The sequence below is a fragment of the Halobacteriovorax vibrionivorans genome, from assembly GCF_003346865.1.
GTDB lineage: Bacteria > Bdellovibrionota > Bacteriovoracia > Bacteriovoracales > Bacteriovoracaceae > Halobacteriovorax_A > Halobacteriovorax_A vibrionivorans.
The window spans coordinates 485153-508807 of sequence record NZ_QDKL01000001.1 but is presented as its reverse complement, the minus strand read 5'-3'; the positions used below and the strand labels follow the sequence as shown (position 1 = coordinate 508807).

The following is a 23655-nucleotide window of genomic DNA, read 5'->3' as shown; positions in this document are numbered from 1 at the left end:
AGTTAAGCTTCTTCTAGTGCTTCAACTTCTTTGAAAGTATGCTTCTTTTTCCAAAGAACATAGGGAATTACACCAAGAAGATTAACTGTGATATTGACCAAGAAATATAGGTTGAAAAAAGAGGCGCCTTTTTCTTGTCCAAATGCCTTGAATAATTCTTCAAAGACTAAGTGTCCAACTCCTGCACCTGCAGGTGATACAGGTACTGCAATCGAAATAAGTCCGATTGGTACAATACTGAAAAGTTGTTTAATTCCGATATTCGTATTTAGAAAAGAGTGACTGAGACTCCAAAATGCTGTGATCGCAATCATATGAATAAGAATGGAAAGAGTTATGGTCTTAATAATTACGCGTCGATTTTCACCAATACGCCAGAATGTTTCAGTAATATCTGAAAGCTTATTTCCAATGACAGGTAAGATTTTAAGTAATTCAATGACATGTTTCTTAATTGCCTTAGGCATAAATAAGATAATGAGAAAAACACTCGCTCCAAGAAGAAGCATAATATTAAATGAGATAAGAGGTTTCACTTTAGGTGAAAGGTTAACGAGATCTCCATAAAAGTAAATTGAAGATAGTCCTGCAACAATGATGAGTCCAATAAGTCCAATGATTCGATCGATTAAAGCAGTGCTTAAAAGAAATGATTTCCTTAAAAGTGGATCACAGTCTCTTACATAGAGAAGCTTAAGAAAGTCCCCTGTAACAACACCCGGGAGAAAAGTTGAAAAAAATTGCCCAATTAAATTAATTGGATAGATCTTATTAATATGAATCTTTTCACTCTTTGTCTTCAGTAGCATTGACCAGCGAAAAGCGGCCAAGAATGAACCTAGAATTAAAAGAGAGAATGCGATCAGGGCCCATGGCCCATTTTTAAGGACCTGCCCAATTAAGCTAAGATCGAGCTTATCGGATTTGGCCAGCCAGTAGAGAATGGCCACAGCAAAAATGATTTTTAGAATTGTCTTATATGACGCCTTGAGCATATTCTTTAATTTCCCTCTTAAGGCTTAAAAGTTAACATAAATAGTGCTAATCTAGTATAAATTTTTAAAAAGGAAGAAACTTGAAAATTACAGTTATTGGAACAGGCTACGTTGGACTCGTTAGTGGAACATGTTTTGCTGAAATTGGTCACACTGTAACTTGCGTTGATATTGATGAAAGTAAGGTTGCCATGATGAGACGTGGTGAATCACCTATTTTTGAACCAGGTCTAAATGATCTCTTAGAAAGAAATATTAAGGCAGAAAGATTAACGTTTTCAACAGGACTTGAGTCAGTAAAAGATTCAAAGTCTATTTTCTTAGCTGTGGGAACTCCTTCTGGAGATGATGGCAGTGCAAACCTTTCATATTTATTTCAAGCAGCTGAAGATGTTGCAAAAAATATTAGTGATGATGCAATCATTGTTATTAAATCAACTGTTCCAATTGGAACTTGTGAAAAAGTTAAAGAGATTGTTGCTAAAAATACAAACAAGAAATTTCACATTGTTAACAATCCTGAATTCTTAAAAGAGGGCTCAGCTATTGAAGACTTTATGAGACCTGATCGTGTTGTTATCGGTCATAATGATCCTGAAGCTGCAAATGCTATGGAAGAACTTTATGAGCCTTTAGTTAAGCAGGGGAACCCTATCTATATGATGTCAAATCTTTCGGCAGAGATGACAAAGTATGCGGCCAACTGTTTCTTAGCAACTAAGATTTCTTTTATAAATGATATTGCAAGACTTTGTGACACTCTTGGAGCGGATATCAATGAAGTTCGCCAAGGTATCTCAAGTGATAGAAGAATTGGTTCTCACTTTCTTTATCCAGGACCTGGTTATGGAGGATCATGTTTTCCAAAAGATGTTAAAGCTTTAATTTATACAGCAAAAGAACATGGCCATACACTTAGAGTTGTTGAGTCAACTGAAGATGTTAATGATGAGCAAAAGCTATACATGGCAACAAAGATAAAAAAACATTACGGTAGTAACTTAAGTGGAAAGACTTTCGCTTTTTGGGGAGTTGCATTTAAAGCAAATACCGATGATGTAAGAGAGTCGCCAGCGATTTATATGGCACAAGATCTAATCGATGCTGGTGCAAAAGTTCGCTTCTTTGATCCTGAAGGTGGACCAAATTTTATGAAGGCCGTTGGTGAAAAGTATCATAAATCAATTGAAGAAGTGTCTAATAAGTATGACTGTCTAAGTGGTTGTGATGCAATGGTTACAGTGACAGAGTGGAGAGAATTCTCAACTCCTGACTTTTCAGAAATCTCGGCCCGCTTAAATGAAAAAGTGATCTTTGATGCTAGAAACCTTTTTAAAACGCAGAAAGTTTTAGATGAAGGTTTCACTTACTATGCAATAGGAAAGAAAATATAATGAATGAATTGGTCGTTGCCAATATTCAAGTATCTTCAACTCTTGATTACAAATCAAATCTAAAAAAAATTAAAACATACTTAACTCAAGCAAAAGAAGAGGGGGCCCAAGTGGCCTTCTTGCCTGAGTGTTTTTACTCGATCTCCAATGGTCGAGCGCCAAGCCCTTATCTTGTGGAGTGGGACAATGAACACTTTGATAACATCAAGCAATTGGCCATTGATTCTGGGCTCTTCCTTATTGGGGGCTCTGTTGCTTTTAAAACTGATAAAGGTATTCTTAATAAGGCCATTAACTTTGATCCTCAAGGTAATGTTATTAGTAGCTATGACAAGTGCCATTTATTTTCTTGTGACATCACAACAGTAGATGAACAAGGAAATACAAAGCATAAGAAAATAAATGAAGGGGATATTTATATTGCAGGCAATGATCCTCTCATTATTGATGTCCTTGGTTGGAAAATTGGAATTGCAATCTGCTTTGATCTACGCTACCCAAGCTTTCTTCAATATTATTATGATAAGAAAGTCGATCTAATTACCTTTGCTTCAGCTTTTACAGTTCCCACTGGAATGGCCCATTGGCATACGCTTTTAAGGGCCCGCGCTATCGAAGGGCAATGCTATGTCGTTGCAAGTGCACAAACAGGAGAGAATAACCCTGGTATCCATACTTTTGGCCATTCTTTGGTTATTAATCCTTGGGGAGAAGTGCTTTCTGATCTCAAAGAACTTGAAGGAGTGTCTATTAAAAGACTCAAAAAAAGTAAGATATCAGAAACTCGTTCGAGAGTAATTCTATAGTCTAATTTACTGAAATCATTCAAGAAACAATATAATTTTGTGGATTTTCATAATTAGTTGCCGATAAGAGTCTAAGATAAAGCTTAGGAGGCAAATATGGAATTATTAGAAATTACGCTTGTGACTGTTGTCATGGCACTTGCCACCAGTGGAAATATTATTCTTTCAGGTTTAAGTTATTGGGAAGCTGAAGATAATATGCAAAAACATATTTCTCATACTCAAGACGACTATGGAATCAGAGAAGCTGAGCTTGAAGAGCATACAAAAGTCGCATAGTTAAATACATTGAAATTTACAAAAAATAAGGGCCACTATTAAGTGGCCCTCTTTATTACATAAATGGGTTATCGCCCTTTGAGTGATCAGTGACATCCACAATATCAACGATATCTGGAAAGTGCTGCTTAACTAATCTTGCAACACCATCTGTAAGAGTTGCTTGAGAAGCAGAGCATCCTTGGCAACCACCAGTCATTTTGACGTAGAGTTTATCATTGTCGTAATCAACTAGCTCGATATCTCCGCCATGAGCGGCAAGAGCTGGTCTCACTTGTTCATCAAATAGCTTTTCAATTTTTCTAATCATAACTATATCCTATTCCATTAATTGATTTAAATATCCCATTATCGAAATTGCCGCATTTTCAACTCGCATGATTGATGGCCCAATATTTACTTCTTGGAAACCACGATCGACAAATTCCTTAATCTCTTGGTTTGTCCAACCGCGCTCGGGGCCGATGGCAATTGTTAATGGTCGCTCTATATCTATCTTAACATCTTTTAGCTTTGTTTGTGCATATGGTGAAAGAATAATTCTTTGTTCATCTTGAGCAAGACTTTGTTCATATTGATAGGTCTTATGTAGTTCAGGTGACTTATAAAAAACTGCTGATTGACTAAGGCCAAGAAGGGACAGCTCCTCAAAACGTTCATATATTTTAGACGTTAAGTAGCTCTTATCACTTAGAATTGCCTTATGTATTTTAAATCGGCTAGCTCCCATTGCACTACAATGCTCAAATAACTTCTTCATTGTTGGAGGTCGACTTGCCGCTATTGAAAGAGTTATTGGATAGTGTTTACCTGCTAAGATTTCACCTACAATAACTTCAATTTGTTCTCCTAGGGTAAAGACCTTTAAAGTTGTTAGGCCTTCTTCAAGGATTGTTCCTTTCAGTTCGTCGCCAATTTCAACCTTGATCACATTACGTAAATGTTCACTTTGTTCAAAAGTGAGAACAGCTTTTTTACCTTGAATTTGATCTTTTCTAAGTATGATTGAATTCATTTTCTTTAATTTTAGTTAGTTATAGCTATCAATCTTTTACCACTACTTGCACCTAATGGGTATGAGTTTTAAAGCAACTTTGTCACAGATCGTCAATAGAGAGCACTCATTCACGCTACTTATGGCACCAATGGGGTGGGGGAAAACAAGGCTTATTTGGGAGTTTGTTGAGGACTTTGATCGAATTATTATTGTCTCTCCCTTACGTTCAATCCTGGAAGATTTAAAAGATAGAGATTGTGTTGTGAATAATATTTCTGATAAAGGGGTCTTTCTTACAACTGTGGAGTCCTTTTCTAAGAATGATCTAGACTTTGCTTTGAGGTCAAACTCGCTCTTTGTCTTGGATGAATTTCATCTCTTCTATGAATGGGGGGAGACATTTCGTCCAAGGCTTCTTGAGTTCTTATATAAAATATCTTCATCAAGTACCAAGGTGATCGGCTTAAGTGCGACAATAACAGATGAGCTTTATCGTATCATTGAAAGGGATGTTGAAAATAATTTTAAGCACTTTTGTCTTTTAAATATTGGTAACTTTCAAAAGAAGAATATGTATAAGAAGAAGGATGTCGTAATAAGGCCCCTGCTCTTGTTAAAGCTTCTCTGGCGACAACTTTTCTTCTCTCAGGGAAGAACGATATTATTTTGCTCAACAAGAAAAGAGGTTTTTATGTGGAATCGTTTCTTTTCTCGTTTAGGTCTATCTTGTGACTATTGTGTCGGTGGTGAAGTTAAAGACTTTATAGCCAGAGAGTGTGAGGCCCCCGCTCAAATCGTAATAGCAACAAGTGCCTTAAGTCATGGAGTAAACCTTAGAGGAATTGAAAATATTTATATAAGCTATTGTCCAAATGAGTCGACAAATTTCCAAATGATAGGAAGAGGCGGACGTTTTGGTGAAGAATTCCAATACGTTGGAACAAAAGAAGTCGGAAACTCTTGGATTGCAAGAATTCACTACAAGATATGTGATTATCTCTTTATAATGACCAAGGACGTATTACTATGGTTGAATTAGAAGGTATTCTTGTAAATAAAATTCCATATCAAGACAAACACTTGATAGGGAATCTCTTACTTCGAAATGGAAATAAAATTTCTGTGATGTTCTATGGCGGACAAGGTGGAGGAAAGAGGAAGGTATCTTCTGTTTTACAGGTGGGTTACCTATTTAAGGTGAGCTTTGGACGTATCAAAGATAGTTTTGAAATCATGACTTCTAAAGAGCATGTGGAAAAGTGGTATCATAAGAATATTTCTCATAATCCAATGGCCTTTTATCTTCTGTGTTTCTATTGTGAATTGACACAATCATTTGCTCCTCAAATCACGCAAAAAGATGACTTAGACCTACAAGAGCGCACACATGAAGGAACCTTTAGACTTCTTTCAAATGCGATCTTTCGTCTTGATGCTGAAGTTATAAAGCCAACATATGATCCTAATTTCGAGTTATTTATATTCTTAGTTAAAGCAATGGTTGAACTTGGAATTTTTCCTCGTACTGAGACTTGTGCTATTTCTGGAGTCGAGATTAGTGATGACGATTATGTCTCTTTATCTATTGAACAAGGTGGCTTTGTTCACTATGACCACTTAAGTCCAGAAGAGCAAAGACTTATCAGTACAGATGAAGGTCGAGAGTTAAGATCTGAGATGCTTAGAGTTGCTTCAAGTAAGTATCTTGATTGTCCAAAAAAGTTAAATATTTCTAAGAGTATTTTAAATAAATTAGTTAATTATATTTGCTATCACCAGCACACAACAAGAGAACATTATAAGTCTCTTTCTCTTCTTTTATAAATCCTCGAATATTTTATAAGTAAATGAGAATGACTTCGCTAGATTTGTATTCTTTGCTACATCAAAAAGAGTTTCATCTGAATAATTTAGGACAAATGAGCTTCTCGTGAGCATATAGGATAGGTTGAAGCTTGTTGAGAGATAGTACTTATTTTCGCCTTTGATACCATCAATAGAAACAGCACTATCTTGCCAATAGGTAAGTGAAGTTCCTAAGCGAAGCTTTGAGTTTGGAGAGTGGCCAAGACCAAAAGAGGTTGAATAACCAAAGCCAGGGGCCACTTCTTTATCATCAATTTCTCTTTCAAATCCGTAATGTCCTTCAAGAGTTAGCGAGTAATCAAAATCATAAATTAATTTGTAGAAGGCAAAACCAATTGTTGATTCAAAGACCCCACGGCTGAGTGAGTCTGATAGAAGAGGATCTTCATAATTATAAATTGAATTTCCATTTGGAAATAATTGTTTAAAGAAAATAAAACCACGGGGTTTTAGCGGGTTGTAGGTAAACTCTGGTAAGAACTCCCAAGTGAACTGAATACTGGGATCAACCACTTCAGTAGTACTCGATTCTGTTGAAGTTGACTCAACTGTTCTCTTCTTTATAGGTAAATCAAACGCAATCTGATAGTAACTATCAAATAAGTAACTTCCTTTAAAAGAAATAGTTTCTGTAATTTCATTCTTAGAATTAACAGATTCAATTTTACCACTTGCTAGTGCTTCATTTGTAATTGTTGAATTTGTATAAGCAAGCTTTGCTTCCCACTGGTGATCCCCAAGAATAATATTTGGAATATTTGCTCCTCCACCACAGCAAGAAGATGCATATGTTTGGAAAGAGAAAAGTGAGAGTAGGATTAAAGTGTAAGTGGCCATGATACTGAGTCGTAAATATTTCCGTTTTCTTCTAATTGTAAATGGAAGTCCCAAAGACCGCCCATTGTGAAGTAGACGTCTGTTAGTTCATAGATTCCTGTTGCCAATTTATTTATTGAAATTGGATAAGATCCATGTCCCATATTTGGCATCCATAGATACGCCTTGAAATTACCAATTGGGTCTGTGAAATTTCCAGCACTGTCAGTTAAAGATATTGTAATCTTTGAGCTATCATACAGGAGTGGCCCCTTTTTCCACTCCCGTGAAATAGTTAGGGATTCTGTTTCAAAGCGAAGGTCCGTTGTAATACTATCATCACCTCTAAATGGATCTGATAGCTTTCCAGTGAATGGTGAATCACCACAACTTATGACAAAAAGTGAAAGTAGGATTAATGAGAAAAACCTCATTACTTCTTAAGCTCCACATCAACAGCAACGATTTCTTCATTAAGCTCAAAACGTACTTGCCAGTACCCTTTCATACGACCCATAAAGAATTTTGCTGTTCCATCAATTACTTGATCTTCACCATAGGCCCATTCAATTGCTGGTCCACCATGTTGATGACCGTTAGCCATCATCATCCATACATAGACTTTTAAGTTTTCAGGAGCTATTTTCTCTCCTGAATCTTTATCGTAAACTACGGCTTCAAAATTTGAAGGAGCTCCATCGAATGGCCCGTTCGTCCATTCCATATCAACACAAAGATTTTGTGATTCAAATTGATATGGGCAGGCAATGATTGAAGTTGTCAGCAGTAGTGCAATAATTGTTTTAAACATTTTTACCTCGCGATATAGCAGCCAAGTGTTTTTGAAAGTGTATATGGTAATTTCTTATTTTCTTTTAATGCAGTTAGAACATCATTCAAATAGAACTTTGTTGAAAGCTCTGGGCTTCTCTTATTTGTCACAGCACCTTGGTACATCACTTCTTCATTCTCATCGATTAGAAAAACATGTGGTGTCTTAAATGCTGAAAACTTATTAGCATATTTTAAGTCTTTATCAATAAAGATAGGGAAGTTGATTTTAAATTGATCAAAATATTTTAAAGCGGAGTCTTTACTTATGTGCTTATTAGAACTGAAGCCGATAAACTCGACATTATCAAATTTCTTAGCGAGTGAGTTAATATAATCAAATTGTTTTTGTGAGCATGGGCAACTTGGAGAAAGAAAAATAAGAACTTTCTTCTTATCTTTAGATGTGGAAATAGCTCTTTCTTTATGTGATGAAAAATCATAGCGTATTTCACTGAGTGCACCAAAGGCCATGCTTGAGATCAGTAGAAGAATTAGTGTTTTCATGAAGTTCTTATATAAAACTTAAGCCGATTTCACAACAGAACAAGGAGCTTTTGTGTACTATTTATTATTGATTAAAATCAGCTTTTGAGGACGTGAGAGCTTTTTTATCTGTGCTTCTCGTTTACTGGCACTTGAGCGATCTAGATGTTCTTCTGTAAAGAGAATTTTTTTAGGAGGGTTGGCCTTGGTGAACTTTGCACCTTTAGGGTCATTTTTGTGTTCTTCAAATCGTCGCTCTACATCAGTTGTAATCCCCGTGTAGAGCTTTCCATTTTCAGTTTCAATAATATAAACAAACCATTTGTCGGCTTTTGCCATTAATTCTTTCTCGCTTGGTATGTATCGTCTTTCATAAGCATCCCAGTACCGATACCGTACTTTTCTTGAGTGCCTAGAAGTGATTTTAACTCACCAGTTGAGATTTTACCATTGAAGTAATTAAGGTAGCTTTCAAGTTTTGTCTTTAGAGTTTCACCGTGCTCATTTAATAGTTCAATTCTAAAGTTTGAGACACCCTTTGCCATTAACTCATCCACAAGGTCTGTTGAACTTTGGGCAACGGCATTGAACATCGTGTTTCGACATTCTTGATCGGCCTTAATAAAGTGCATATTTCCAAATTGATCTTTTAATTCCACATGGTGTTCTTCACATGGTTTTCCACAATCTTTAAATGAAGAACCTTCAGATAAGAATGCAGCAAATACACAGTGTTCCATATGAAAGCTTGGCATATATTGGTGAATATTGACTTCTATTTTCCCAGCGTCAGTGTTGACCAGAAGGTTCTCAAGTTGTTTTGCATTGAGATCATAAGATGAAGTCAGTGTCTCAAAACCTTTATCAAGCAGATAATTGGCGGTTTGAGAGTTTGAAATATTTAATGAGAAATCTCCTTTTAAAGGGATGTCACATTTAGAGCGTAGATATTGATATGAACCTAGGTTACGACAAAGAATAAAGTCTGGTGCAAGTCGAGTTAGGACATTTAGATGATGGTATTCTTTTGGTTTAAGAATTCGATTAGTTGCAACTCCTACACGACAATTCTTAAGTCCTCTTAAAAGCTCAAGAGATGGTTTGTAGTCTTTACCAAATTCAAAATCTAATGTGATATTAAGCGCATCATATTCACATTCTTTTAAAATATCGAAGGCTTCTTTTACTTGGTCAATATCTCGAAGTAGGAAATTAAGAGTGATATCTATTTCACTAACTTCTTTTTTTGTCAGCTGATATTCAAATGCTTTTGGTATTTTCACTTCAAGACGTTTTTCATTAAGTCTAGCTACGGCATCTTGTCTTAGCTTCTTTAATGTCTTTGAGTGAATGAATGGAGACTTCTCTCCTAGAGTAAGTTTGAAATCATCTACTGAATAAATTGTTCGAGAAAGAGCGGATGCATCTTTTTTAACTTTTTCAATATCTGCTTCTCGTCTAGCTTCTTCAACGATATCTTCACTTTCAACGATAATAGTATTCTTTCCATCATCAATTTTATAAGAAAGCTTTTCACTAACAATTGCTTTTAGCTCGATTTTGACAGGGATTCGTTTTTGCTTGTTAATATCTGTCACAAGAGATTCACTTTCTTTGATGACGTTTGGATCAGAATTTAGATAAAGCATCATTCCAGGGCGAAGCTGTTGCCACTTAATATCGTGTGCAAGTGATAGAGTAACTCTTTTTCCTTTTCTTTTTACATCAAAGATAGATGAGCCTACTTCTATTTCTTTATTGTCATCACAAACAACAATACCCATTCCATTTTCAAAGCTACGGTCTGTATCAATTTCAATTGTTGGCCTGGATACTTTTTTTACCTTACCAATTTCAATCCCTCTGTGATTTCCGTAATTTCCTTTCACTAATCTTTGGTGATCAACTCCGTGGAGCCAGCCAGAAAAGAAGCCGCGAGAGTATGTTAGAGACATTTTATCAAGGTCTGCCTGAGAAAGAGGCTTTCCTTCTAGCTTCGCTTTAAAAGCACTTGCAGCAGTTGAAACATATGATGGTGCTTTAAGACGGCCTTCAATTTTAAGTGAATCGACACCAATATCTTGAAGTTCATTTGCTTCCTCTATTCCACAAAGGTCTTGAGGAGAAACAAGATAGCTCATTTTATTTCCGTCTTTTGTCAGATCTCTCTTTTCACCGTCCACAAACATTTCATAAGAAAACCTGCAACTTTGGGCGCATTGTCCGCGATTGGCAGAACGTCCTCCAATACTTTCAGAAGTAAAGCATTGACCTGAATAGGCGACACATAGAGCACCGTGTGTGAAGACTTCTAATTCTTTATCTGTATTTTTTCTGATTTCTTTAATTTCAGGAATTGAGTTTTCACGGCCTAGTACAAATCTTTCAATATTGAGGTCATCAAGAAATGTTATGTGGTCGTGATTTGTTACTGTCATTTGAGTTGAGCCGTGAATGACTTGATCAGGATATGTCTCACGAATAATCTTTGCTAGGCCGATATCTTGAACGATAAGAGCGTCAGGTCCTAATGCAACAACTTCTGAGAGTTTAGCAATTGCCGCCGGCAACTCTTCTTCGAAAATGAGTATGTTAAAGGCCACATGAACCTTAACACCATAGAGGTGGCACATATCGATGATCTCTTTTAACTCATTTACAGAATGATCATGTGTTCTACCGCGGGCATTAAATCCGGGCATTCCCACATAAATTGCGTCAGCGCCACCATGGATGGCAGCAAGGCACATTTGCATATTCCCCACAGGGGCCAAAATCTCAGTTTTCTTCATTTGTGGGTTGTAGCACGAAGTGTCGAAAATACAAGGAAAATCAGGCAATTAGGAAAAAATTATGGTCAAAATAATTAGCCGATTAGAGTACAAAAAGGTATACTTTCACCAATTATATTTAAGAGTAGGGGGCAATGTGTCAGAAAGCAATATTAAGGACATGCAGCAGATTGTTAGTTTAGCTAAACGTCGTGGGTTTATTTTTCAAAGTTCTGAGATCTACGGTGGTCTTTCATCTTGTTGGGATTATGGCCCATATGGAATTGAATTAAAGAGAAATTTAAAGAATAAGTGGTGGCAGGCAATGACTTTCCGCTCAGATATCGTTGGTGTTGATGCTTCGATCTTCATGCACCCTCAGGTATGGAAAGCTTCTGGTCACGTTGATGGCTTCAATGATCCAATGGTTGATTGTAAGGCATGTAAGTCTCGCTTCCGCGAAGATAAAATCGATACATCAGCTCCATGTCAAAATTGTGGTGCTGAGGGTGAATTCACAGAACCACGTGATTTTAACCTAATGTTTAAAACTAAAATGGGTCCTGTTGAAGATTCATCAGCAGATGTTTACTTAAGACCTGAAACAGCTCAAGGAATTTTTGTAAACTTTCTAAATGTTCAATCGACAATGAGAAAGAAGCTTCCATTTGGTATTGCTCAAATTGGTAAAGCGTTTAGAAATGAAATTACTCCTGGAAATTTCATTTTTAGAACTCGTGAATTTGAACAAATGGAAATGCAATACTTTGTAAAACCAGGTGAGCAAATGAAGGCGATGGAGGACTGGAAAGAACTTCGTTGGAATTGGCATATTTCAAATGGTATCCGTCCTGAAAACTTAAGATGGCATCCACACGTTGGTGATGAGCTTGCCCACTACGCAGATGCAGCTGAGGATATTGAATATAAATTCCCTCATGGTTGGGATGAGATGGAAGGTATCCACTCAAGAACTGACTTTGACCTAAGAAAGCACGAAGAGTTTTCTGGGAAGAATTTAAAATATACTGATGTTCAAGATGGAAATAAAAAATATCTTCCATATGTACTTGAAACTTCTGTTGGTTGTGATCGTGCACTACTAGCAATTCTTTGTGATGCATTCAGAATTGAAAATGAAGGTGATAAAGAGAATGAAAGAACGGTAATGAAGTTCCATCCATCTCTAGCACCGATAAAAGTAGCAGTTCTTCCACTGACAAAGAAATTAAACGAGCAAGCAACTGCATTATTTCATGACCTGCAAAAAGAATTTAAAGCAGAGTATGATGTCGCAGGTTCAATCGGTAAGCGTTATCGTCGCCAAGATGAAATTGGAACACCAATGTGTGTAACTTTTGATTTTGATTCTCTCGAAGATAATGCGGTTACAGTTCGAGACCGCGATACAATGAATCAAGAGCGCGTAGCGATTGATCAACTTAAAAACTACTTAAGAGATCGTATCTATATTTAATTTTTTGTAAAAGGCCACATTGATCGTGGCCTTTTTTCTATACTAAGCAAGGAGCGCAGTTATGAGTAAATGGGTTTACTCGTTTTCAAAAGAAAAAACTGAAGGTAACAAAGACATGAAAAACCTTCTAGGTGGTAAAGGTGCCAACCTAGCTGAGATGTCTTCTCTTGGATTACCGGTCCCTCCAGGTTTTACTGTTACAACAGAAGCCTGTATCGATTATCAAAAAACTAAGTCGTTTAATGACGATATTAAAAAGCAAGTAGAAGAAGCATTAAAGCTTGTTGAGTCTTCAACAGGTAAGACTTTTGGAGGTGGAGATAATCCTCTGCTTTTCTCTGTACGTTCAGGGGCAAGAGTATCAATGCCTGGAATGATGGATACTGTTTTAAATCTAGGATTAAATGATGAAACAGTCGAGGCCCTAAGTAAGAAGTCTGATAACGAAAGATTTGCTTGGGACTCTTACCGTCGTTTTATACAGATGTATGCAAACGTTGTTATGGGAATGAGTCATTCTCTTTTGGAATCAACTCTAGAAGATTTGAAAGAAGCAAAAGGTGTAGACTCTGATACAAAACTTGATGCAAAAGATTTTAAAAACCTTGTTAAAGTTTATAAACAAATTATTGCTCAAGAAACAGGTAAGAAATTTCCAACAGATCCAATGGAACAACTTTGGCTTGCTATTGAAGCAGTCTTTGGATCTTGGGATAACCCTCGCGCAATTAAGTATCGTCAGTTAAATGGAATTCCAGGAGATTGGGGAACAGCTGTTAATGTTCAGGCCATGGTCTTTGGAAACATGGGAGACGATTGTGCAACAGGTGTTTGTTTCACACGTGACCCATCTAATGGTGAAAAGAAGTTCTTTGGTGAATATCTTGTGAATGCACAAGGGGAAGATGTTGTTGCAGGAATTAGAACGCCGGCTCCAATTAATGAATGTTCAAAGAATGATTCTAATCGAAGTGAAAAAACACTTGAAGAATATATGCCAAAGGCATTTGCCGAGTTAACAGATCTTTATCAGCAACTTGAAAAGCATTATAAAGATATGCAGGATATCGAGTTTACGATTGAAGCTAATAAACTTTATCTTCTACAAACTCGTAATGGTAAGAGAACTGCAGCAGCAGCTCTTAAAATAGCTGTAAATCTTGAGGAAGAAGGGATTGTGACGAAGGAAGAAGCACTTATGCAAATCGATCCAGAAGCGCTTAATCAACTTCTACACCCAAGACTTGATCCAGATGCAACGAAGAATATCATTGCTAAAGGTCTTCCAGCATCTCCTGGTGCTGGTGCCGGAAAGATTGTTTTCCATTCTGATGATGCAACTAGTATGCATGAAAATGGTGTAAAAGTTATTCTTGTTCGCCAAGAGACTTCACCAGAAGATATTGCGGGAATGGCCGCAGCTCAAGCAATTCTAACTGCTCGTGGAGGGATGACTTCTCACGCGGCCGTTGTCGCTCGTGGGATGGGAAAACCTTGTGTTGCTGGTTGTTCAGAAATTCTAGTGGATAGTAAGAATCGCACCATGATTGTTGGTGATAAGAAATATGTAGAAGGTGACTTCATAACACTTGATGGTGGAACTGGTGAAGTTATTGAAGGTGAAGTTCCAACACTTGACGCTGAAATAAATGCAGACTTTGCAAAGTTTATGGCGTGGGCCGATGAAATTAGAACCTTAAGAGTTCGAACTAATGCTGATAATCCAGAAGACAGTGAGACTGCTGTTAAGTTTGGTGCTGAAGGAATTGGCCTTTGTCGAACTGAGCATATGTTCTTTGAACCAGAAAGAATTCTTGCCGTTCGTGAGATGATTTTTGCAGATTCAACTTCTCATAGAGAAAAAGCACTTAAGAAATTACTTCCATATCAAAAAGAGGACTTTAAAGGAATATTTAAGGCCCTTGATGGAAAACCTGTAAATATTCGACTTCTAGATCCTCCTCTTCACGAATTTCTTCCACATGAGTTAGAAGATAAAAAAGAATTGGCAGAGTATATTGATGTTGAATTAAAGACGATTGAAGAGGGTTGTGAAAGACTACACGAATTTAATCCAATGCTAGGGCATAGAGGGTGTCGTTTAGGAATTACTTATCCTGAGATCTATACAATGCAGGTAACGGCCATTACACAAGCAGCACTTGAATCAATTGATGAAGGTGTCGATGTAAGACCTGAAATAATGATTCCTCTTGTCGCAACAGCAAAAGAATTATCAATTCTTAGAGAGATCTTAGTTGCAACGATTGAACAAGTTAGAGGTGATAAAGAGTTTAATTATAAGCTTGGTACGATGATTGAACTTCCTCGTGCGGCCATTACTGCAGCCGATATTGCAACGCATGCTGACTTCTTCTCTTTTGGAACAAATGATTTAACTCAAACTACTTTTGGATTATCTCGTGATGATGCTGGACGTTTCTTAACTGAGTATATTTCAAAATCAGTTCTTCCAAGTGATCCATTTGTTTCACTTGATCAAGAAGGTGTTGGTTATCTTGTTAAATTTGCAACTGAACAAGGCCGAAATGCCAATAAAGAAATTCACGTTGGTATTTGCGGAGAACATGGTGGAGAGCCTAAATCAATCGACTTCTGTCATAGAATTGGCCTTGATTATGTTTCTTGCTCACCATACCGAGTTCCAATTGCACGTTTAGCTGCAGCTCAAGCAGTAATACGCAACAAATAATGAATTTAGAAGAGATCATAAATAATGTAGCAAATGAGTTTGGCAGTTATAATTTTAACTGCCTTGCTCTTGCTCATATAGACTTTAAAAAGAAATCATATGAGAGTTATTCTTTATACGATAACCCTTTTTTGAAAGGCCAAAAAGTTTATTTTGATCTCGCTTCTCTTACAAAGCCGTTTACTTTAGGCTTCTCTTATTTAAAAAGCCCCGAATTCTTTAATGATGACATGAAACTCCTACTCAATCATCGTGGAGGACTAAAGGCATGGGGAAGGCTTTCACGTGATTCTTGGCGCAAGCAAGTATCATCTTATGCAATTAAAGAAAGTGATACCGTCTATTCTGACTTTGGTGCTCTAAGGCTTCAGTTAGAAATTGAAAAAAAAGAAAATCTCTACGACTTAGTTTCACCAATGTGGGATGAGGAGATTGTCCACTGGCTTGATATCGAAGATGAAATTTGTGCTCCCACTGGTCGAAGACAAAGGCAGCTAATCGATGGTGAAGTGCACGATGACAATGCATATGTTATTGGGGAGAAGGTTTCTCACGCAGGACTCTTTGGTACAATCGATGGAGTATGTCGAACATTACTAAAGGCACAAGAGAGTTATTCATTAATTCAAAATACGAAAAGACAAAGTGATCATCGCTTTATTAATGGTTGGGACAGTGTTTTAAATCCTTCAAACACGCTCGCTGGAAGTGGTGCAACAACTAATACATTTGGGCATCTCGGATTTACTGGAACATCAATGTGGATTACTCCCGAAACAAACACAGGAGTTGTTCTCCTGTGCAATGAGGTTCTCGGTTATTGGAATGATCGTGCCAAATTAAATGCATTACGCCGTAGCTTGGAATTCTAGGTCTATAAACATTGAAATTAACTGTATGTTTGGATCATCACTCGTTAATTCAATAACCTTTTCAATCTTAGATTCATCTATATTATAGAAGTCTTCAACATCTCCATCTAGTAAGAGTATTCGTTTTGGATCATTAACATCACGTACGTATGTCTTGATTGTTTTTCCTTCTTCATCAATTAATTGAACTGTCATTACTGAATCAGGATCGGCTCCACCGATTCCCATAACTTCTTGTTGACGTCCATACATATAAGAAAAGTCATTTCGTACTTGTTTAAGTCTACCTAAATCGACATCTTTCTTTGCTCTTCGCATTCCGATAAGGACTCTAGATTTCAATAGGTGCTGAAGTTCGTGGTGTTGTCCATATTCTGCAATTACCATTGCACCCATCGCAAAAGCTTTTCCGACTGTTCGGTTCTTTGATGTTGAGTATCCATAGCTTTGCCCATACAGAGGACCAGTTTCAGAATGATCCTTTGCCATTTGAACTAACTTTCCATTTTGCGAATATAAATCATCATTGTATTGTTTAAAATCAGTAAAAATAGCATCTCGGATTTGTTGTTGGCTTGAATTTCCATTAACTTTTCTTACAACGTTATTTGAAAGAATTTGAGTATGAAATGATTCAAACATTCCGATTATCTCTTCCTCTTGAATCTCTTGGTTTTTTCTTGAGAGTCCACGCCAAACAATATCTTCAGAGTACCATCGGTCCATTTTATAATCATATGTTTCTTTTGAACGATATGAGCGACTACCAAAAGATGTTCTAAAGTCTGTGTCTGCAAAATTTAGACTTACAAGTTGATCACCTTCTTTCTTATGGCGATAAAAGATATTATTCTTTTTAAAGAACTCTTCAAAGTCTTTATTGATCTTTGCAAGTTGCTCTTTCGTAATTCGCGTATTTCCATTTAAGGCTTTTGCTTGTTCTAGGTATTGTGCATATTGACCGATATCGACAGCAGCATTTGTATAGTCTTCAATTTTATCTGGTGAAGAATATTTCTTATAATCAATATCTGTAAACTTCGGTGCACTTGGGAAAGCGAGTTGAGGAGATCCCTCTAATGGAATACCTGAACTCACTCTATAATTTAAATCTTTATAAAGTCTAATTGTGTTTAGAATCCCTTCTTTTACTTGTTGTGCCCATTCTTCGTCTGACATGTATAAGTCATTACTTGGGAAAGCTAATCTTGCTGGAGGTAGACCTTCTTTCATTAGAGCATAATTAAGAGCAAAGACTCTTGAGGTTCTTCCATTTCCATTTGGAGTTGGATGGATTGAGACAATATCTCTTTGTAATTGTGCAACCAATTCAATATATTCTTCAGCTTTTTCAATTGTATCTATTGCTCCAATCTTTTCTCTTTCTTTTGCAAAAAAATCAAATCTCTCTTCTGAAAGTTTTCTAACAACTTCTTCAATTAGCTCAGGAGTGGCCTTAACATTTCTTTCCTGTATTTTTTTTACTTTAGCTGCCGTTTCAGGTGCAAAGGCTTCAAGTCTTTCTTTCGCTGTATCACTTAGCTTTTCGACCTGAGGGTAGTGGATCTTTCCTCTAACTTTCCCTTCCTCGGCCATATAGCCCATGCCCTCTGCTGGAGCCTTTTCAAAAGTTAGATAAGGATTATATTCAATATTCTTAAGGGCCTGTTCTGATATTCCTGAACCCATTTCATTCCCATACCAATACTCTTTACGAACACTACCTAATTGATCCTCTCTAACACTTTCTATTCCATCCTTCATCATGCTGGCATGTGCTCTTAGGTATTCATCGAAGTTAAAGTCTGGCTTTTCTTCCATTAGATAACTTCTTGTTTCCATGTAGTTATGGATAGCAGGCTCACTCCAGCTCTTTCGATTTTGTTTTCCACCAATAGCAGCACGTAGTAATTTCTTTTCACCATTATACTGATAAGGATGATCACTATTTCTTAAGGTAGTATCACCATTGTATATTTTATTTAAATGTAGAGCTGTATGTTCATAATCAACAAAGTATGTGGACTCTATCCCTAGTTTCATGGCAGAAAGGTCTTTGCCAGTGTATTTATAATTTAACGCATTTTCTAAGGTTTCAACTTCGACACTATTTGAATTCACATCAAGGAAGCTTGAAAGTGCACGTAGACAAGACTCTTTTTCAATTCCTGTGATTGAAGATGGGTTTCTCTTAAGTGTTGTCTGAGTAAAATTAATACTTGTACAACCAAATAATAGTATTAGGTAAAGTAAGTTCATTTTATAAAAATTCATCTTCATCAATTCCCTCAATGTAATACTTATCTCTTTTCGTCAGGAATATTATTTGCCTTAATTTTTTTTCTATAAAGAGATACAATATTAGCCACTTGGAGATTTTAATGAATTTAGCTAATTATATGGATATTACGAAATTACAGGATGTTACAAATGTGAAGAAGGTTTTCTTCTATCGCATATGTGGGACAGGTATGGGAGCAGCAGCTTGTCTATTAAAAGAGTCTGGCCTTGAAGTGGCCGGCGCCGATCGTATGTTCTATCCTCCAATGAGTACCTATCTAGAGTCTTCTGGAATCGATATTTTTAATCTCGAAGATGAAAACTTAAAAGACATTATTAAAGGTTATGACCTGATTGTAGTAGGTAATGTTGTAGCAAGACAATCTGATGATGCTCGCATGCTTGAAGAACTTGGTATTCCATTCTGTTCGTTTCCGGCTGCTATTGGTGCTTTCGTTTTAAAAAATAAGAAAGTTGTTGGTGTGTCTGGAACACATGGAAAGACAACAACAACTTATTTTGGAGTTCAATTATTTGAAAAGCTTGGAATGAATCCCGGTTATTTAATTGGTGGGGTAATGGATGAGAGGCCACCTGCAAGAACTGGTGAAGGAGAGTATTTCTTTATCGAGTCTGATGAGTATGACTCAGCATATTTTGAAAAGTATTCTAAGTTTCGTTCATACTTTATTAATACATTAATTATTACATCTCTTGAATTTGATCATGCTGATATCTTTGAATCAATTGAAGATATTAAAGATGAATTTAAGGCGATCTTACCTGAAGTAGATGAAGTGATCGCTTGTTCAGAGTGGGAAAGTATTAAAGATCTTAAAACGGCCGATAAGTCGTGGTCAGAATATAGTCGTGAGAACGTAAAAATTATCAATGTTGAAAATGGATTATCTACTTTTAGCATGAAATGCTCTCAAGGGGAGCATACCTTTAAGACCAATCTTATGGGAATGCATAATATTTTAAATCTAACATCTATTATCATCGTTGCATTAAAAGCTGGGAAAACAGTTGATGAAATACAAGAAGGAATTCTTGATTTGAAAATGGTGCAAAGAAGACAAGAAGTGAAAGGTGAGTTTAATGAATCTCCTATCATTGATGACTTTGCCCACCACCCAACTGCCGTTACAGAAACTGTAAGTGCGATCTCTCTTAAGTATCCAGGTAAGAAGATTCACGCATATCTTGAACCGGGCTCTGCGACAGCAAGAAGTGATCTTTTTCAAGAGCGTTTTGTTGACTCTCTTAAGGATGTTGCAAGCGCAACTATCATAAAACCAATGAGACCTACTACGGCCAAGGGACAGGGGGATCTTGATGTTGAAAAACTTAAAGCAGATCTCGATGGTATCGGTGTAAAAACATCAATTGTAACTGAATTAGATATGCTGATTTCATTAATTAAAGAGAATTCTAATAAAGATAGTATCCAGCTTGTTATGAGTAATAGCTCATGTCTTGGATTATGGAGTAGCGAGTTTGTTAAAACTTTATAAGTATTCCATTTCCATCCTATTCTTAGTCAGCACGATCTTTGCTAAGGGACCAAGTGATTCAGAGGTAATTAAAAATTATCTTAGTCTTCATAGAGCACAATACAAAGCAACTTGTAATATGCAAGTCTATAACAAATCGAAAAAACTCTATAAAGACTTTCTGGGTGATGGAATCTTTATTCCTTTCAAGTTAGATGGCCAATTAGATGATGATGCCATTAGTGAGCACCTGCCTCTAATGAAGAAAAAAAGAGAGTGGATTGCTAATATCAAAAAAAGATTATCTAAAATGCGCTCATTTAGAAAAGTCTTGGCAAGAAATAGAGAAATTAAATCTCAATTTGAAAAAGCGATGCAACACAACTATCACTATCGCTATGCAAAGACTTTAGATGAAAAGTCTACATTAGCGATCAAGTCAAAAGTAGAGATAAAGAAGTTTCTAAAAGACTTTGAAAGGTATCTTGGAAGTCTATACTTCTTTCAGTCATTTAAGTTCCCAGTGGATCATCTTCACTTGAGATCTGAATACGATAAATATAAAGATATTGAAACACCTGAAGGAAAAGCTAAATCTAATTCAACTTACTTATTAAGAAAGATTGTAGAAGATGGAAGTGTTGATTCCAAAAGAGGACGCTCTGACCTTTCTCTTCGTTCATTAATTGATAGTGTTTATTTACGTATTATTGGCTTTGATGAGCCGTTTCTTACTGAAGACTTACGTTATGATATTTCAGATCTTATCGATCGACTTGATCGTGTCTTACGTCGTGGTCATAAGAAAACATACAAGCGGATAAAGTATTGGGAGAAGAAGATTATTGAGCGTGAAAATTATTACGTTGATCTTCTTAAGAAGAGTAAAACCAAGAGTGATATTTTAAAGAAGATTTTTGAAGATAAGAGCAAGGCCCGATATGCCCTTAGTCACTATGTTTATGACAAGTCAGCTCTTGTTTACAAGTTTTGGAAAAAGCAAAAAGAAATTTATCGAAAGCTATATGCACTTGAAACAATTCTAATTCATGAAGTCGGCCGCCTTGATGATAGTTACGGAAGTGAAAGACGTGACGTTGCCAAAGTCGTTATCAATCGAGTGGATAACCCAGAATATAATACGATTGAACCTAATGAACCATTTTTTGATGCACTTATAGAAAATGGAGTTTCTAAAACAAAACAATATCCTTGGTTGAATGTTCTTTTTAAACGAGGACAGTTCTCGTTTACTTACTTCTTTATTCCAGCTTCAAAAGGAATCTTTTGTCCGGATCAATCACGTTCCGCTAGAAAGTTAAGGGCCAAAAACTTAAAGATGGTTTTAGAAGAATTAAGAAGGCCAGACGAAGACTTTAAAGCAACTCGTTATTTTTCTCGTGCATCAATGCTTGGTCGTATTGATATGTCGAGCCTTTGGGATGAGTATGAAAGTATGCCTGAGAGAACAGGACCTTTAATTCACGACACAAAACGTTTAAATACTTTATTAAAGCGTAAAAACCTCGATTTTCTTTATGAATTTAAAGATGTCGAAGGTGATAGCTATGATGTGTATAAGTATAAAAATAAAGTTTATGTACATTCAGTGAAACAAGATAAGTTTTATAAGTATCGAAATCCACATTATTTCAAATACTTCGTCAAAAAGAGCGACTACTAGTTTTTTATTGAGTCTAACTACTTGAAAATAGTTGTCAAAAAGCTTGTTAAAACGGCTCTCTAGCAGTATATTCAATTAATTATTAGTGTATTAATTATTTATAGCTAGGAGAAGAGGCAGTGCTAAAAGATTTCACATTTACTTCTGAATCAGTAACAGAAGGGCACCCTGACAAAATTGCTGACCAAGTTAGTGATGCTGTTCTAGACGCAATGTTAGAACAAGATCCAAAATCACGTGTTGCATGTGAGACTATGGTAACAACTGGACTAGTCGTACTTGCTGGAGAAATTACTTCTAAAGCAAACGTAGACTTTCAAGAAACAGTAAGAAATAAAATTAGAGAGATTGGTTATGATCACTCAGATAAAGGTTTTGACGCTAACACTTGTGGTGTAATGGTTGCTCTTGATAAGCAGTCACCAGATATCGCTCAAGGTGTAAACGAAGGTGAAGGAACTTATACTGAGCTTGGTGCAGGTGACCAAGGTCTAATGTTTGGTTACGCATGTGATGAAACAGATAACTACATGCCAATGACTATTGATCTATCTCACAAACTTGCTCAGAGACTTTCTGAAGTTAGAAAAGATGGTACTCTTGGTGAACTAAGAGCTGACGGTAAGACACAAGTTTCTGCTCAGTATGAAGATGGAAAACTTTCTCGTATTGATGCAATTGTTGTTTCAACTCAACACTCTGACAAAATGACTCTTGCACAAGTTCAAGAAGCAGTTAGAGAAGAAGTTGTTAATAAAGTTGTTCCAGCATCACTTGTTGATAACAACACAAAATACTTCATCAACCCAACTGGTAAATTTGTTATTGGTGGGCCAATGGGTGACTGTGGTCTAACAGGTAGAAAGATTATCGTTGATACATACGGTGGTCACGGTGCACACGGTGGTGGAGCATTCTCTGGTAAAGATCCAACAAAAGTTGACCGTTCAGCGGCATACGCAACAAGACAAATCGCAAAGCATATCGTTGCCGCAGGTCTTGCTGAGAGAGCTCTAGTTCAAGTTGCATATGCAATTGGTGTAGCTGAGCCAATGTCACTTCTAGTAGATACTTTTGGTACAGAAAAAGTTGATGTTGCTAAGATCAACAATGCTGTTAATCAAATTTTTGATATGAAGCCAGCGGCGATTATCGAAAGACTTGATCTTCTAAGACCAATCTATTCTCCAACTGCTGCTTACGGGCACTTTGGTAGAAGTAAAGATGGTTTCTTTCCTTGGGAAGAATTAAGCTATGTGGAGAAGTTAAAAGCTCTTTGCCTTTAACCGAAAGCCGCGCCATCGCTTCGCTAGGCTAGCTTTCTCGAGTCACATCCATCTCAGCTTCAAAACTGCCCTTTGGGGCACTTTTGCCGCAGGATGTCCCTTGGGAAGAATTATCTTATGTCGAAAAATTTAAAGCACTTTGCTTATAGTATAGAAGGCTCCGAAAGGAGCCTTTCTTTTTTTTCAAATGCGATTATACTTATCCTATGAATGAATTCTTCATGTTCACATTACGATACACACCATTTTGGTCGATACCTATTATGATCATAGGTGGCCGTTTTGCCTATTACTACTGGCTAAGAGGCTATACCATTCCGCCGCTATTCTTTGCTATGCTCTCAGCTATCTCAACATTCTTTCTCTTTCTTTGGGTGATGGCAGGAGGTCCTGATAAAATAGTTCACTACTTTTTAGAACTTATTCACGGACTGTAAGAAACTTTTAGATACAAAAATCAATAAAATTAGGCACTTAACCGTTGTGTGGCAGAAATGTTGTGGTGTTAAAAAATTGACACGTCTACAGATTGTTCGATACCATTTTGTTGGGACAATTTTTAACCGCTCAAGATGAGAGGCAACAACACATGAAAAATGATTTTAA

The 23655-nt window shown here is 36.6% G+C and carries 22 protein-coding genes; 12 read left to right on the top strand and 10 right to left on the bottom strand.

What is annotated here, in order from left to right:
- Positions 1–2 precede the first annotated feature (2 nt).
- The gene (locus tag DAY19_RS02500; protein ID WP_114705606.1) at positions 3–995 is read right to left on the bottom strand and encodes a lysylphosphatidylglycerol synthase transmembrane domain-containing protein; all 993 of its coding nucleotides are present in this window, start codon (positions 993–995) and stop codon (positions 3–5) included.
- A gap of 80 nt (positions 996–1075) precedes the next feature.
- Between DAY19_RS02500 and DAY19_RS02495 the strand changes: the two genes are divergently transcribed.
- From DAY19_RS02495 to DAY19_RS02485, 3 genes are all read left to right on the top strand, one after another.
- Complete coding sequence (locus tag DAY19_RS02495) at positions 1076–2389, top strand: UDP-glucose dehydrogenase family protein (protein ID WP_114705605.1); 1314 nt, start codon at positions 1076–1078, stop codon at positions 2387–2389.
- Positions 2389–3195, top strand: a complete 807-nt coding sequence (locus DAY19_RS02490; protein WP_114705604.1) for a nitrilase-related carbon-nitrogen hydrolase — start codon at positions 2389–2391, stop codon at positions 3193–3195. The genes DAY19_RS02495 and DAY19_RS02490 overlap by 1 nt, the downstream gene beginning before the upstream one ends.
- Positions 3196–3291: 96 nt before the next feature.
- Complete coding sequence (locus DAY19_RS02485) at positions 3292–3474, top strand: hypothetical protein (protein WP_114705603.1); 183 nt, start codon at positions 3292–3294, stop codon at positions 3472–3474.
- Positions 3475–3529: 55 nt separating this feature from the next.
- On the opposite strand, the gene DAY19_RS02480 is transcribed toward DAY19_RS02485, so the two are convergent.
- Together DAY19_RS02480 and DAY19_RS02475 are read right to left on the bottom strand one after the other, a co-directional pair.
- Complete coding sequence (locus DAY19_RS02480) at positions 3530–3784, bottom strand: NifU family protein (protein WP_114705602.1); 255 nt, start codon at positions 3782–3784, stop codon at positions 3530–3532.
- Positions 3785–3793: 9 nt separating this feature from the next.
- On the bottom strand, positions 3794–4489 hold the full coding sequence (locus DAY19_RS02475) for an RsmE family RNA methyltransferase (RefSeq protein ID WP_114705601.1): 696 nt from the start codon (positions 4487–4489) through the stop codon (positions 3794–3796).
- Between the two features lie 61 nt (positions 4490–4550).
- Between DAY19_RS02475 and DAY19_RS02470 the strand changes: the two genes are divergently transcribed.
- Positions 4551–5510: a DEAD/DEAH box helicase gene (locus DAY19_RS02470; RefSeq protein ID WP_158536750.1), complete on the top strand. Its 960-nt coding sequence runs from the start codon at positions 4551–4553 to the stop codon at positions 5508–5510.
- Positions 5498–6295, top strand: a complete 798-nt coding sequence (gene recO, locus DAY19_RS02465) for a DNA repair protein RecO (protein WP_114705599.1) — start codon at positions 5498–5500, stop codon at positions 6293–6295. The genes DAY19_RS02470 and recO overlap by 13 nt, the downstream gene beginning before the upstream one ends.
- On the opposite strand, the gene DAY19_RS02460 is transcribed toward recO, so the two are convergent.
- Genes DAY19_RS02460 through DAY19_RS02435 form a run of 6 tightly spaced genes read right to left on the bottom strand, consistent with a single transcriptional unit; the run spans position 6290 to position 11262 of the window.
- Positions 6290–7174, bottom strand: coding sequence for a hypothetical protein (locus tag DAY19_RS02460; RefSeq protein WP_114705598.1), 885 nt, complete (start codon positions 7172–7174; stop codon positions 6290–6292). The two genes, recO and DAY19_RS02460, sit on opposite strands and share 6 nt — an antisense overlap.
- Positions 7156–7587: a hypothetical protein gene (locus DAY19_RS02455; RefSeq protein ID WP_114705597.1), complete on the bottom strand. Its 432-nt coding sequence runs from the start codon at positions 7585–7587 to the stop codon at positions 7156–7158. The genes DAY19_RS02460 and DAY19_RS02455 overlap by 19 nt, the downstream gene beginning before the upstream one ends.
- Entirely contained in the window at positions 7587–7964 is a 378-nt protein-coding gene (locus DAY19_RS02450; RefSeq protein WP_114705596.1) for a hypothetical protein, read from the bottom strand. Before DAY19_RS02450 ends, DAY19_RS02455 begins: the two co-directional genes overlap by 1 nt.
- 2 nt (positions 7965–7966) lie before the next feature.
- Positions 7967–8491, bottom strand: coding sequence for a redoxin family protein (locus tag DAY19_RS02445; RefSeq protein WP_114705595.1), 525 nt, complete (start codon positions 8489–8491; stop codon positions 7967–7969).
- A 57-nt stretch (positions 8492–8548) separates the two neighbouring features.
- The gene (locus DAY19_RS02440) at positions 8549–8809 is read right to left on the bottom strand and encodes a GIY-YIG nuclease family protein (protein WP_114705594.1); all 261 of its coding nucleotides are present in this window, start codon (positions 8807–8809) and stop codon (positions 8549–8551) included.
- Positions 8809–11262: a U32 family peptidase gene (locus DAY19_RS02435; RefSeq protein ID WP_114705593.1), complete on the bottom strand. Its 2454-nt coding sequence runs from the start codon at positions 11260–11262 to the stop codon at positions 8809–8811. The genes DAY19_RS02440 and DAY19_RS02435 overlap by 1 nt, the downstream gene beginning before the upstream one ends.
- A 136-nt stretch (positions 11263–11398) precedes the next feature.
- On the opposite strand from DAY19_RS02435, the gene DAY19_RS02430 reads away from it, so the two are divergent.
- The 3 genes from DAY19_RS02430 to DAY19_RS02420 all read left to right on the top strand — a co-directional run bounded on the left by DAY19_RS02430 (position 11399) and on the right by DAY19_RS02420 (position 16303).
- Positions 11399–12718, top strand: a complete 1320-nt coding sequence (locus DAY19_RS02430; protein ID WP_148666853.1) for a glycine--tRNA ligase — start codon at positions 11399–11401, stop codon at positions 12716–12718.
- A gap of 61 nt (positions 12719–12779) precedes the next feature.
- Entirely contained in the window at positions 12780–15431 is a 2652-nt protein-coding gene (gene ppdK / locus DAY19_RS02425) for a pyruvate, phosphate dikinase (protein WP_114705592.1), read from the top strand.
- A complete protein-coding gene (locus tag DAY19_RS02420; RefSeq protein WP_114705591.1) occupies positions 15431–16303 on the top strand; it encodes a serine hydrolase in 873 nt (290 codons plus the stop codon). Before ppdK ends, DAY19_RS02420 begins: the two co-directional genes overlap by 1 nt.
- Here the strand turns inward: DAY19_RS02420 and DAY19_RS02415 are convergent.
- Positions 16280–18583 (bottom strand): Fic family protein, encoded by a 2304-nt coding sequence (locus tag DAY19_RS02415; protein WP_199506602.1) that lies wholly within the window; start codon positions 18581–18583, stop codon positions 16280–16282. The two genes, DAY19_RS02420 and DAY19_RS02415, sit on opposite strands and share 24 nt — an antisense overlap.
- Positions 18584–18684: 101 nt before the next feature.
- On the opposite strand from DAY19_RS02415, the gene DAY19_RS02410 reads away from it, so the two are divergent.
- The 4 genes from DAY19_RS02410 to DAY19_RS15125 all read left to right on the top strand — a co-directional run bounded on the left by DAY19_RS02410 (position 18685) and on the right by DAY19_RS15125 (position 23486).
- Positions 18685–20100: a UDP-N-acetylmuramate--L-alanine ligase gene (locus DAY19_RS02410; protein ID WP_114705590.1), complete on the top strand. Its 1416-nt coding sequence runs from the start codon at positions 18685–18687 to the stop codon at positions 20098–20100.
- The gene (locus tag DAY19_RS02405; RefSeq protein WP_114705589.1) at positions 20084–21763 is read left to right on the top strand and encodes a hypothetical protein; all 1680 of its coding nucleotides are present in this window, start codon (positions 20084–20086) and stop codon (positions 21761–21763) included. The genes DAY19_RS02410 and DAY19_RS02405 overlap by 17 nt, the downstream gene beginning before the upstream one ends.
- Positions 21764–21882: 119 nt before the next feature.
- Complete coding sequence (metK, locus tag DAY19_RS02400) at positions 21883–23049, top strand: methionine adenosyltransferase (protein ID WP_114705588.1); 1167 nt, start codon at positions 21883–21885, stop codon at positions 23047–23049.
- 206 nt (positions 23050–23255) lie between these two features.
- A complete protein-coding gene (locus DAY19_RS15125) occupies positions 23256–23486 on the top strand; it encodes a hypothetical protein (protein WP_133296865.1) in 231 nt (76 codons plus the stop codon).
- Positions 23487–23655 lie beyond the last annotated feature (169 nt).